The following is a 13,031-nucleotide window of genomic DNA, read 5'->3' on the forward strand; positions in this document are numbered from 1 at the left end:
GCAACTTTGACTCTTTACTGAAAACGAGACAACTCATCGAGTGGAAATTGCAGCGTTTCATCCTGTTTAAATCTGGACAACAAATATTCCACCGTGACACGTACTCGCGGCGCTATCAGTGCCCGGTGTGGGTATTGAATCACCATTTCATAGTTACCCGGGTCATGTTGACCAAAGAGCACTATCTTCAATGCCCCAGACTTTAGATGCTGTAGCGCATGGTGAACCCCGACTTGTGCGATACCAAGCCCTAAACAGGCGGCCTGAACTTGTGCTTCTGGGGCTGAAATTGTAACCACGGCGGAATCTGGATCCATAGAGGTAAGACTGCCATCAGTGCCCCGGAATCCCCAAGGAGAAACACGACCGCCCAAAAACCGTCTTGCGATTAAATGGTGCTTCTCAAGATCTGCTGGAAAGTGGGGAACGCCGTGCAAAGCCAGATATTCTGGCGCGGCAACTAAAATCATATTGAGATGACAAACCGGGCGTGACACCAATGATGAATCCACGATACGGCCACCACGAATGGCGAGATCATAGCCATCTCTAACTAAATCCGTCACTCTGTCGTCAAAATCAACTTCCACCGACAAGGCGGGATAACGTGATCGCAGGCCCGGCAAGGTGGGCAGCAATTGTTCTCGACCAAATGCAGCACTGGTTGAAATTCTCACATGCCCACTGGTTTCCATCTTGCGCGCAACCACCATATCCGCTGCCGTATCCAGTGCCTCAATCGCAATACGGGCCTGTTTCAGGAATACACTGCCTTCCTCTGTCAAACTTAACTTTCTTGTTGTTCTATTCATGAGACGTATACCGAGAGCTTGTTCAAGGCTGGCGATATTTTTACTGACAGCAGCAGCACTGATGCCCTGAATGCGAGCTGCTGCAGTAAAACTGCCAGAATCAGCGGCTTCAACAAAAGACAGAATTGCCCGTACTCGTTGTGATAACTCCATATCCATCCCCTCGACATTAATATTTCCAATAGCTTTGCAGCGATTATTAACCTCAAGTTAAATATTATTCAACCATATAGGCCATTAAAGTTATCAATAAAGAGGGGCATACTCTCTGCCATCAAGTGTGAGTAGTAAGAGAATAAGTAGAGGAAATAGAGAATGAAAAGCTTAGTTATTGTTTCACATCCCTATCCATCACAATCAAAAATAATCAAAGCATTGCAGCAAACCGTGGAGGGAATAGAAAACGTCAAGGTGCGTAACCTTGAGTCTCTCTATGGCAATGACGTGAGCGGATTTGATGTAGCCGCAGAGCAAATGGCTTACGAAGGTATTGATCGTCTCGTCTTTATGTATCCGACACACTGGTTCAATACCACTCCAATGCTGAAAGCATATTTAAATGAAGTCTGGACTTATGGCTGGGCTTTCGGGCCGGGTGGCGATGCACTCAAAAACAAACAGCTGCTGGTCGTCACATCGGCTGGTGCTAGCCAATATACTTATTCTCACAATGGATTGATTCAAAGCACCATGGATGAAGTATTGACGCCAATGAAAGCCAGCGCGCTCTATGTTGGAATGAATTATATGAAACCGTTGGTGTTTCATGACGTCGCGAGTGCAAGTGAGGAAAATATTGCGCAATTCCAACAAAAGCTGTTAGCAGCACTTTCAGAATAATGTTTTGTCGTCACGTTGGGTGTGTCAGGGCATCCGGTATTTCTACCATGCCCTGACAAAGTCAAAATCGTCAACAGAGGATGTAGCAACATGAATTTTCTGACTAGCATGGCCGCCACTACCCTATTTTCTCTCAGCCTCATGTCAGCGGCTAATGCCGAACCACTATTACGTATTTTTGAACTTGGTATTCAGGATAATCAGCAGCAGGCTTTTAATGTGGCTGGTCAAGAGAATTTAACGGCATCCGTTAGCACCGAGCCTGGCGTGCTGGCAATGTATGCCGTCAGCCCAGTAGATAAGCAAAATATGTCGTATTTATTCGAAATTTATCAAGATAAGAGTGCTTATGAGGCACATATAGCGTCACCTCATTTCCAGGCTTACCAAGCGAAAGCACCGAGTCTGCTCACAGGACATAAGAAACTCACCGAAACCGAAGCCCAGTTTTTCGCTGAAAAAGCCGCCCCCGTTAGGGTAATCAATGGCGAGGATAAACCAGTGATACGCTTTGCCGAAATAACGTTGAAAGAGGGAGTAAATGAGCAATTTCGCCAAATTGTCATCGATGAAATGAAAGCGGCAATTGAAAAAGAAGACGGTGTGTTAGCAATGTATGCCGCCACAGTAAAAGGCCACCCTGAACAGTGGCGCTTTGTGGAAATCTATGCGGATGATGCTGCCTATGAGCTTCATCGCCAAACTCCGCACTTTCAGCATTACATCCATTCTACAGCCGACATGCTGCAGGATAAAAAGTTGACGGTATTAGCGAATCGTACTTTGGTCAATAAAGGTGGGCTTTATTTCAACATCCTTGATTAGCTCTCTGCAATACAAGAAACCTAACAGTGAAGAGGTAAATAGTATGACTGCAACAAAGACTTGGTTGATTACAGGTGCATCCAAAGGTCTCGGCTTGGCTTTAACTCACCAATTATTAGCCGCCGGTCATCGTGTTGCGGCAACAACCCGTAATAAAGCATTGTTGGAAAAAGAAGTGGGTATTACGTCGCCACAATTTTTGCCACTGAGTGTCGATTTGAGTGATGAAGCCAGTGTTAAATGTGCAGTGAACCAAGCTCTGGATCATTTTGGCTCTATCGATGTTGTCGTTAACAATGCCGGTTTCGGTCAGATGGGAACTCTGGAGGAGTTAAGTGATGCCGAGGCCCGCAAAAGTTTTGATATCAATGTATTCGGTATGCTCAATGTTATTCGTAGTGTGATGCCGCATCTTCGAGCTCGTCGGAGTGGGCACATTATGAATATTTCATCGATGGCAGGAATTCAAGGGCATATTCCAGGTTGGGGCGTGTACTGTGCAGCCAAGTTTGCCGTGGCTGGGTTCACGGAGGCTTTAGCCGCAGAATCAGCAGAATTTGATATTAAGGTTACACTGGTTTATCCAGGTCATATGCGTACCCGCTTCCTCTCACAAGGCTCTATTATGTCGCCGGAAAATCCTATTGCTGATTATCTTACTGTGCGTGAAAACGAAAAAAGGGTGAAAGAACAGATGGATGGTCAACAGATTGGCGACCCCGAAAAAGCAGCTGCGTTACTTATCAAAATAAGCCAAGTAGACAATCCGCCATTGCACTTCTTTATGGGTGAGGATGCTTATCAGGCGGTAAATACCAAACTTAACTCGGTAAAACGCGATTTAGCTATCTGGGAGGCTGATACACTCTCCATTGGCTTTTAACTCTTTGTTGTTATACAAAAATCCACGCAACCGCGTGGATTTTTATTTTGATGATACCCGACAAAAGCTGTCCAGCTCTTTTCGTTTTTCTCATCCCCCTCAATTCTTAACAATAACCTTACTCTGGCTTTTGACGCATATCATGCAAATGTTAATATAGGTGGCTGAGGGTGCTTGATATTTTGATGACAAAGGAAACGTTTTGAACACAAAAAGCAGAATGCGGTTGTGGCCACGGTTGGCGTTATATGCAATGACTATTTTGCTATTGGCTGGGTGCTCAAACAAATCGAATCGCGACTATTCTACATTGCCTAAAGGCAGTTACAGCGATAAATCCTATACCGTCAAACGTGGCGACACGCTCTATTTTATTGCCTGGATCAGTGACAATGAAGTGAGTGATCTTGCTCGTATCAACAAACTTAGCCCCCCTTATCGATTAGAAGTGGGGCAAAAACTGCGCCTCAGCAGTTCTGCATCTAGCGGGAGTCTAACATCGACTAAACGTAAATCCTCAAATACCGCGATAGCGAAATCAACACCTCCACCGGGGGCTGGTGGTTGTTGGCGCTGGCCTACCAGCGGGAAAATCATCTCGAAATACTCCTCTGCTGATGGCGGCAATAAAGGTATTGATATTGCAGGTAAACGTGGACAGCCAGTATATGCGTCAGCCAAAGGCCGTGTTGTGTACGTCGGGAATCAACTGCGAGGTTATGGCAATCTCATCATGATTAAACATGGTAATGATTTTATTACCGCTTACGCCCATAACGACACAATGCTGGTGAAAAACGCACAGGATGTAAAAGCGGGACAGAAAATTGCCACTCTAGGTAGCTCTGGAACCGATACTCTTATGCTACATTTTCAAATTCGTTACCGGGCAACCGCCCTTGATCCATTGCGCTATCTGCCAGCACAAGGAACAACGCCGAAATGCTAACCTTTGGCTTTCATCCAATGTAGGCTATCTCAGATAAGCAAAAGGCCCCTCGAAAGGGGCCTTAGTGTTATGACGCGGAGTATTATTACGCCAAAACTTGTTTCACGAATGCTTTAATCTCTTCAACCTGACAGTTATCGAAGAAGCACTGCTGGAAGCGCTCACCGCTCACTGCAGTTTTGACCAATTCAGGGTCGATAGCGCGCAGCGTGTCCAAATAGTTTTCTTTCACTACCGCAGCTTTCACTTGGTTCAAAATACCCGCGTTACGCACTTGCGGCTCTTTACGATCCAGTGGATAGCCTTCGCCTTTCACGCCAGTAAAGGCCTTCTCGAAGATGTAGCGAACGTTCAGTTCTGCACCCCAACCAAAACCTTTGGCGAATGGCAGAGACAAAGCGTTACCGTTATTAATCTGAGCAAATAAGAAAGCATCCGCAGGATCAATACAATAGCCACATACAACACCAGGATGAATGTTCAATGACATCATCGCGCCCTGACCTGTACCGCAACCGGTAACCACGAAATCGACTGCTTTAGAGTTAAGCAGGATACTGGCCATAATCCCCAGATGGATATAAGTCAGGTGATGATCATTTTCATCACTCATACCTACGTTGTATACCGGGTACGCTTTTTCTGAGGCTACGGCGTTCAGCTCTTTCAGGATTATCGCGTTTTTAGTTGCCTGACTGTTTTCCATCATCAGTGCAATTTTCATTATGTTCTCTCCGATTAGGTCAATGAAACCGAGTCCATTGAATGTGTTGTTTGGCTTGATTATAGCGAAGATAGCACTAGTAAAACAACATTTCAATTTTAATGAAAATTAGTTCTACGCATATCACACATCAGTAGAAAGCCAGTGTCGATGTCTCTGTTTCCCTCTTCACGTTGATGAGTGAAGTATCCATAATCACTGCTATTCCTGTGCCATTATTTTTTAGTTACAGTCATTAATATGTTGAAAAACTGGTACTCTTACAGGATTAATTGAGCAATTTATGAAGCAGAAAAATTGATATCAGGGCTCTTCCTCAAATATGGAATCAATAATGAGTAATATGCTGACCTCTTATACCTCTCAAGCCATTCAAAAATTACAAAAATTAGGAATTATTCTGTCACCAGAATCAGATGTACCGATTCTGGCATTGCTGGATGCCATCGCTGATCTTGATACACTCCGCGTGACAGCAATTGGCCGCACACTGCAGCAGCAAAGTACATTTAATGCTGTGGTTCGCGACAATATTGCCAATATGGATGTCGCCAACCGTCAGGCAAAAATAGTTGCCGCGTTTGACTCCATTCGTGGAGATGCCACCCAAATGGTCGGCTGGTTAGAAGATGGCAAACTCGACGTTATTGAGCGTATAAAATCTGGTTGGATTACATTACGTCGCGGCTCTATCCCTGATCGATTCAATGACATCAAAAAAATCTATTTGGACGTTGCTAAAGCTTCCGATGAGCAGATAAGTCGTGAGAAAGCAATTTTAGATGCCTATCAGGATTTCCGTTTTGGCCTGAAACAGGCTCATGTTGATGCCCAAACCATACTTTCAATAGCGCAGGATAATCTGCAAAAAAGCCAGTCGCTATTGCAACAAGCGCAGACTGCTACAGAACAATATCAGAAAAATGACACCGCCGAGCATTCACGTCTAGAACTTGTCCGTGATGAATCTATCAGAGCTATGCAGAAAGAAGATGAACGTTATCAGATAGTCAAAGATCTGACGGATAACCTTCTGATTGCTTATAACGCTGCGGAAGCCGTATTTGCTCGTCTCCAGCAAACCTGCGCCATTAAGGAACGTGTTTACCGCCAAAGCGTGACCTTTTTTAGTACCAACGAAATCGTATTCACCGCCCTTTCCGCCTCAATGACATCTCTGCAAGGCTTGTCCGAAAGCACTCAAACTCTGGAAGCAATGAAAGCGGGAATTAATGATGGCCTGACAACTATTGCGACCCAAGGTAGCCAGCAATTGGAAGAGGGGTTACGCGCTGGATATGGCTCGACCATCAAAGCGGATTCTGTCCGTGCTCTCGTTAACGCCATTGTGTCATTCCAAGAGTCAAGCTATCGCATGATTGACGAACTGCGTGCTGAAGCGACAAGTAATGCCAACGAGTTGGCTTCTGTTGTTGAAGAGGGAAAACGCCGTTTTGCTGACGTTGTGACTAAAGCGGAAGTCTCTCGCTAAATAAACCTTAACAGCCTCTATTGCAAACGAAAAGGTAGAAGCTGAGTGCATGGAGTGACTCAATGCAAGCTGCACAAGTGAGCCAGTATCTTATAGATCTGGTGGCGAATACACGAAAACACCTTTCCCGAGCAGAATCAGATTTGGCAGAGACACGCCATCAACAACTGGTGATAAAGCAACGGATTGCGACGACTTATCAACAAATAGCCTCACTGTTACTGCAAGACAATGGTGCCGCTAATGATATTGAGATGGTGCAAGATTTACTGGATAAGCTGCAATTAGAGCTATCCCAAACTCAGCAAGCTTTGCAGCACAGCGAAAACGATATTTTGCGCCAGCTCGCACAGGTGGAAACCTTGCGTAAGCAAATTGTGCCACTAGAGCATGAGCGAGAACAATTATTGCAGCAAAATCCTGAAGCCATTGCTGCCCGGCGGGATATGGTTCAATTATACAGTGAGGCTAACCAGCAAAAGATTAATCATAGCGAATTACTCGTCGAAGCCGACGTTAAGCTAACAGAGTATCTTAATCAGCCTATTTTTATGTTTTTAATGAGTAAAAATTATGGACAACCTGATTATCATCGCGGGCCAATTTCGCGCAATTTGGATAGCTGGCTGGCAAGACATATTAATTACACCAATAACTTTGCCAATTACCTAATGCTTCAGGCCCTACCAAAAGAATCAGAGCGACGCCTACAAATATTGCAACATCAATCTGAAAAGCGTACTTCCGAATACTTGAATTACCTTACTGAAATCGAAGAAAAAATACATTTACCTCCCCGCTATCAACAATTGGAGTCACTCGAAAAAGCATTGGTGGTGAGTCAGCAAGAAGCCCGTAATTTACAAGAAAAACTGCAACAATATTCACTCGGCGAAAGCGAAACCTTTGCCCGCATCGCCACGCAATTATCAGCTCAAATGGCGATGCTCCCCCTTGATAGGTTGGATACATTGGTTGCAAAAACTGCCACGCCTGATGACGACCGTTTACTCGAGGAACTCCGAGGGCTAAAACGTATGGAAGTAAAACTGGCAGAGACACAGCACGAAGAGGAACACTCTATTGCCAGCATCCGACCCCGTGCTTCCGCCGCCGCGATTTTGGCGTCAACATTTATAAATAGCCGGCTTAATGATTCACGTTATGAATATATTGAAAGTCGGCATGAGAGGTTCGAAGATCTTTTTGAGCGTTTCTTAAATGGCTCAATCAGCCTGGAACTGGTATTAAAGCAACTCAACATGGCGCGCCAGGACTCTGACGTACCGACGGCGACAGGTATTATCGCTACCCTTGCAGTGGAGGCTATATTAGCTAACCGACGCTCTGCAGGAAGAAGCTCAGGCTCATCTTCTTCAGGTGAGGGATTCAGTTCCTCATCAAGTGCCGGCAGAGGCTCCAGTTCATCTTCTTCTTCAGGAGGCGGAGGGTTCAGTTCGTCTTCCTCCACTGGCGGTGGTGGTTTCCGCTCTACGGACAGTTTCTAATGCACATTAAATGCCAATCTAATAAACCAAATGGAGTGCACCAATGAGCGAGATTAAGCTAAGGGATCAGCTGGGTGCCATGGCGATTATTGATTCTCTGTATGCCCAACAAATCGCGCTAGAAGAACATTTGGACCTGCCCAAGTTACGCCAGCGGATTGCTCAACGTATACGTGATTATTACCAAAGTACAGGTACGGATATCAGTGACGAATTAATTGAACAAGGGGTAAAAAACTGGTTTGACAATAGGTTACGTTTTCAAAGTAGCAAAATGAATGTCAGCCAGCGTATTGTAACCTTCTTACATATGACAAGTAAGACGTGGCTCACAGGTCTAGGTATCATAATTGTCTTATTTGCTATCGGCATGAGTATTCATATTTTCGTTGATAAAAACCAGATTCAAGCACTGGAACAAGAAATTGCCACGCAGGTAGTGCAAAACACGGCTCTGACAGCTCAGGCCCAGCAATTATCAACAGAAATCGATGAGATAAAACCGGTTCATTTAAATTACGCGGCACAATCGGCCCAACAGACAGTGACTAAAGCAAAAAGTGTGTTAGGTGAGTTCAATGCTACACAGCAAACCATTGGATCATCACCTGAAACATCTTTTACCTCAAAAGAGAATGCTCAACATTATCTGACCAATATATCTGAAAATAATAAACAGCAAACCTTGCGACTCGAGCAAACTCAGAAATTGTTCGATAGTTTACCTAAATTGCAAAAGATGGACGAAACTTTGAGCCAAATAGTTCAAGACCCAAACCTTGAACTCTATACTCAACGAGCGCCAGAGATTGCTTCTCTCATAACCGCGGCAACACTTGCTTTGTCGCAAAATACACCAAGTGCAAGTAATCAGGTCAGTGCTGCTTTTGAAGCCTATGATAAGGAACAAACTCGTGAGAGTTTATATCAGTCTATGGATAGACGAACTCAGGAACTTCGTAGCCTCCCGCTTTCACCGCAAGACAAGGCGATAATTAGCAACCAAATTGCCGAAGCGAGGGAAATGTTGGCAGGTGTAGACCTGGTGAATACAGGTGTTCCTCAAACCTGGGTCGATGCTATGACTGAACTTGAACGCACCTACAATTTCATTAAGCAGCCGCTTCAGTTGGAGATAATTGATCGTGTAGGCCAAAAATCAGGGGTTGAACGCACATATAACAGCTCAAATGGCAAAAGTTGGTACTTGATTGTCGAACCCGTCACCCCTGGAAACAGACTCTATTCGATGTCGGTAAAAGACAGCGAGACCGGCGAACAAAAGATTGTTTCAAAATTCGGTGTCCGAGTTTCACAAAATGAATATGAAAAAGTCAGAAGAGACAAGCAGGATGACGGCCACATCAATAATAATATTGTGGGTAAAAAATCGGCTAATCAGCTGAGTTTCAAATTCAACCGACCTGTGCAAGAGGGCATAATTACTACATGGTAAATAGTTATTTAGCCTAAACAATCCGCGCAATCTACACTGCGCGGATTTTTGCCACATCAAATACATAATAAAAGTAAAATCAATGGTGTAGCATTTCGTGAACGATTTCATCTTTGCTTGAAGATATAGGGTAAAAGGTTGGCCAGTTATCCATTTCTTTGAGCAACTGTTCATGTGACTCGTTTCCCATGTAAATATGGAAATGATGAGATTTTTGTGGCTCGATAATATGGTCACTGAATTGTACGTACTTCGGTGCTTTGGAATTGATGTCTTTACACTCATACAAATAACGCACGCCTTTCTTCCCCGACTCATAGTGCATTATTTTAAAGCCGGAATATGTGTATCGGCAGGAATTAACTGCTTGAGTGGTGTGAAAATCAATCGTGTTATTTTCAATACCAATCATATTGATATCGGTGGCATACCCTCTTTTATAATACTCTCGGTATTGTACAACGGTTTTATCCTTATTTTTCTTCGCCTTATCCATCAATACTGGCTCTAGATCCCCTTTCAATAAATATGGATTAATTGATTGCCAGACTCCATCCCAATCACTCAGCCCCCTATCCTTAACATCTTTATCGACGAAAATGCCTTCGCTTGCTTTACGCGCCACATCCGACTGTTGATGCTCATGGTCATGACTGTGTTTCCCGTGTGCCAATACATTAAAACTGGTCAATGATGCGCAAACACTAAGTACAATGATGGATAACTGGGTTAGTTTTATTGACATTTATGCCTCCTGGCTGATTGCTTTAACTGTTATGTTATACTATTACATATTGAGCAATCAATAACTTTGAATCGCATAAGCCACGGGACATTTGCCATTAATCACTAACGTTTCTTGCGATTGCGATGCATATCAATGGCGACTGCACTGACAATAATGATGCCTTTGATAATGTCTTGGATATATGAATCCACACCGATAAAAGTAAAACCGCTCTTAATCAAGCCCAAGATTACCGCGCCAATCACCGTACCGGTAATTCTCCCAACGCCGCCCATCAAGCTGCTACCACCAATCACGGCGGCAGCAATAGCATCCAGCTCATATGATTGGCCCATGCTGGATTGCCCGCTACTCACACGTGCCGCCAGAACAACTCCCGCTAAACCGGCTAAACCACCCGCTATGGTATAAACCATCACCAGATATTTATTAACATTAATACCGGAGACTTTAGCGGAAATCATATTTCCTCCGATAGCATAGACATATTTACCATAGCGGGTATGTTTCAAAGCAATATGGAAAATGACAGCAATAACTAGAAAGATGATAACCGGCATTGCTCCTTGGCCAATGGCTGTAAAATCATCAGAAAGAAAACTCACTGGATTGCCTTTGGTATAATATTGGGCAAGCCCTCTGGCTGAAACCATCATTCCTAAAGTTGCAATAAAGGGTGGGATTCCAGTACGCGTAATCAAAAATCCGTTAATGAAACCACATAAAACCCCTACCCCAATACCGGCTGTAATGGGAATTGCCGCAGGTAAATCTAATAAGTGTGGATACATTGGAGAAATGCTATCGGATGTTTGCGCCAAACTCGCAGCAACGACAGCAGTTAATGCAATTAAAGAACCGGACGAGAGATCAATACCTGTCGTGATAATGACCTGCGTGACGCCAACGGCAATAATACCGATAATGGCAACCTGTAAGACAATCAATAGAAGACGGTTAGGATTCAACAGAAATGATTGGTCTCGAATAAACCAACCCAAAAATTCAAAAATCAGTGCGATACCAATCATGACAATAAAGATACCGGTATCTTTAGGTAATTTACCTTTTAATCCTGATAGGAATGGGTATTCTTTTGCAGACTCACTTATCAATGATTTATCAATTTTAATATTACTCATTTTAGTTACCTTCAAATAATTATTCGGAGGCCAATGCCATTATTTTCTCTTGATTGGCATCTTGCTTATCTAATATTCCTGTAATGTGACCACCATGCATGACCATGACTCTGTCACTCATACCGAGGATTTCAGGTAATTCAGAAGAAACCAAAATAATAGCAACACCACGGTTTGCCAACTCGCTAATTAAACGATAAATCTCTGACTTTGCCCCAACATCAATACCACGTGTAGGTTCATCAAGATTAAGTATCTTCGGTTGTGCTAATAACCAACGAGCAATCAATACTTTTTGCTGGTTACCCCCACTAAGGTTATTAATGATTTGATCCATGGTCGGTGTTTTTATATTTAATTTTTTAATCTGTTCCATACAGTCTTGTGCCATTTGCCCATGGCTAACAAAACCTTTTTTATTGATATACTCAGAAAGATTTACAATACTCATATTCTCAACGACTGATAGTACTAAAAACAATCCTGATTTCTTGCGATCTTCGGTCAAAAAGGCCAATCCCTGCTCAATAGCTTTTGACGGAGAGTCAATATTAACGGGTAATCCCTCGATAAATATTTCACCGCTATCAGCTGGATGCATACCGAATAAACTCTCCATGACTTCACTGCGACCAGCCCCGACCAGACCAGCGACACCTAATATTTCACCTCGTTTAACAGAAAATGAAATATCACGGAATAAACCATGGCGCCGTAATGCACTGACTCTAAGCACTTCTTCGCCAATATTATTATTAAACTTGGGAAACATGTGGGTCAGTTCACGTCCAACCATCATGGTGATTAACGATTGTTTTGTCAGATTTTCTGTTTTATCAGTGGCAACAAACATACCATCACGAAAAATACTGACCTCATCCGTAATTTCAAAAATCTCATCCATTTTATGACTGATATAGATAATACCTTTACCTTGCTCCTTTAATTCATTAATGATCGCAAAAAGGTGAAAGACCTCACCTTCGGTTAATGCAGATGTCGGCTCATCCATAATTAAAACATCCGCATCGTAGGAAACTGCCTTGGCTATTTCCACCATCTGTTGGCTGGCGATATTTAATTCACCAACTATCATTTCTGGCTTCAGATTTATATTAAGATATTGTAATAAATCCCGCGTTTTACTGTTCAGTAAGTCATGATTTACTAATCCATAGTGAACAGGTTCCCTGCCTAGCCAAATATTTTCCGCCACCGTCATGTGCGGAACTAAATTTAACTCCTGATGAATCATTGCAATACCAGCATGTAATGCATCTAACGTATCGCCAAAGGTTACAACTTCCCCTTTTATTTTTATCGTTCCTTCATCCGGATGATATATTCCAATCAGACACTTCATCAGTGTTGACTTCCCCGCTCCATTCTCTCCCATTAATGCATGGACGCTTCCAGGTTTTATTTTGATACCTACTTTATTCAGCGCTTTAACTCCAGGGAACTGTTTACTAATACTTTCAGCCTCGAGAATGTAAGGATACATGTATCATCTCCACCTCAATAGGGTCTATGTCGGAATGCCGTATTTATTAGAATAACAAATTAATAAATACGGCATGACTCACCAAGTAAAAATAGCTTCCACACATTTATATTGCGTATGGTTTTAAACTCAAAAATATATTAACTGA

12 protein-coding genes are annotated in these 13,031 nt (G+C 43.2%); 7 read left to right on the top strand and 5 right to left on the bottom strand.

Features of this window, described 5'->3' with window-relative positions; genetic code table 11:
• Positions 1-14: 14 nt before the first annotated feature.
• Positions 15-965, bottom strand: coding sequence for a LysR family transcriptional regulator (locus ACIOG0_RS12480; RefSeq protein ID WP_128450992.1), 951 nt, complete (start codon positions 963-965; stop codon positions 15-17).
• Between the two features lie 162 nt (positions 966-1,127).
• Here ACIOG0_RS12480 and ACIOG0_RS12485 point away from each other — a divergent pair, with 162 nt between their 5' ends.
• The 4 genes from ACIOG0_RS12485 to actS all read left to right on the top strand — a co-directional run bounded on the left by ACIOG0_RS12485 (position 1,128) and on the right by actS (position 4,309).
• The gene (locus tag ACIOG0_RS12485) at positions 1,128-1,652 is read left to right on the top strand and encodes an NAD(P)H-dependent oxidoreductase (protein WP_128450993.1); all 525 of its coding nucleotides are present in this window, start codon (positions 1,128-1,130) and stop codon (positions 1,650-1,652) included.
• A 90-nt stretch (positions 1,653-1,742) separates the two neighbouring features.
• On the top strand, positions 1,743-2,477 hold the full coding sequence (locus tag ACIOG0_RS12490) for a putative quinol monooxygenase (RefSeq protein ID WP_128450994.1): 735 nt from the start codon (positions 1,743-1,745) through the stop codon (positions 2,475-2,477).
• A gap of 43 nt (positions 2,478-2,520) precedes the next feature.
• The gene (locus ACIOG0_RS12495; protein WP_050098231.1) at positions 2,521-3,360 is read left to right on the top strand and encodes an SDR family NAD(P)-dependent oxidoreductase; all 840 of its coding nucleotides are present in this window, start codon (positions 2,521-2,523) and stop codon (positions 3,358-3,360) included.
• 220 nt (positions 3,361-3,580) lie between these two features.
• Complete coding sequence (actS, locus tag ACIOG0_RS12500; protein ID WP_050098232.1) at positions 3,581-4,309, top strand: amidase activator ActS; 729 nt, start codon at positions 3,581-3,583, stop codon at positions 4,307-4,309.
• An 85-nt stretch (positions 4,310-4,394) separates the two neighbouring features.
• Here actS and ACIOG0_RS12505 read toward each other — a convergent pair whose 3' ends face one another.
• A complete protein-coding gene (locus ACIOG0_RS12505; RefSeq protein WP_004706483.1) occupies positions 4,395-5,033 on the bottom strand; it encodes an RpiB/LacA/LacB family sugar-phosphate isomerase in 639 nt (212 codons plus the stop codon).
• Between the two features lie 334 nt (positions 5,034-5,367).
• On the opposite strand from ACIOG0_RS12505, the gene ACIOG0_RS12510 reads away from it, so the two are divergent.
• From ACIOG0_RS12510 to ACIOG0_RS12520, 3 genes are all read left to right on the top strand, one after another.
• A complete protein-coding gene (locus tag ACIOG0_RS12510; RefSeq protein ID WP_128450995.1) occupies positions 5,368-6,525 on the top strand; it encodes a merozoite surface protein 3b in 1,158 nt (385 codons plus the stop codon).
• Positions 6,526-6,587: 62 nt separating this feature from the next.
• Positions 6,588-8,033, top strand: coding sequence for a hypothetical protein (locus ACIOG0_RS12515; RefSeq protein ID WP_128450996.1), 1,446 nt, complete (start codon positions 6,588-6,590; stop codon positions 8,031-8,033).
• A gap of 43 nt (positions 8,034-8,076) precedes the next feature.
• The gene (locus ACIOG0_RS12520; protein ID WP_050098235.1) at positions 8,077-9,489 is read left to right on the top strand and encodes a DUF6384 family protein; all 1,413 of its coding nucleotides are present in this window, start codon (positions 8,077-8,079) and stop codon (positions 9,487-9,489) included.
• Between the two features lie 79 nt (positions 9,490-9,568).
• Here ACIOG0_RS12520 and zinT read toward each other — a convergent pair whose 3' ends face one another.
• The 3 genes from zinT to ACIOG0_RS12535 form a co-directional block, all read right to left on the bottom strand.
• Positions 9,569-10,234: a metal-binding protein ZinT gene (gene zinT, locus ACIOG0_RS12525; protein WP_050140850.1), complete on the bottom strand. Its 666-nt coding sequence runs from the start codon at positions 10,232-10,234 to the stop codon at positions 9,569-9,571.
• Positions 10,235-10,338: 104 nt separating this feature from the next.
• Positions 10,339-11,379 (bottom strand): ABC transporter permease, encoded by a 1,041-nt coding sequence (locus ACIOG0_RS12530; protein WP_050098237.1) that lies wholly within the window; start codon positions 11,377-11,379, stop codon positions 10,339-10,341.
• 19 nt (positions 11,380-11,398) lie between these two features.
• Entirely contained in the window at positions 11,399-12,883 is a 1,485-nt protein-coding gene (locus ACIOG0_RS12535) for a sugar ABC transporter ATP-binding protein (RefSeq protein ID WP_404704844.1), read from the bottom strand.
• Positions 12,884-13,031: the final 148 nt, after the last annotated feature.

It is taken from the genome of Yersinia vastinensis, from assembly GCF_044905075.1.
GTDB classification, from domain to species: Bacteria; Pseudomonadota; Gammaproteobacteria; order Enterobacterales; family Enterobacteriaceae; genus Yersinia; species Yersinia vastinensis.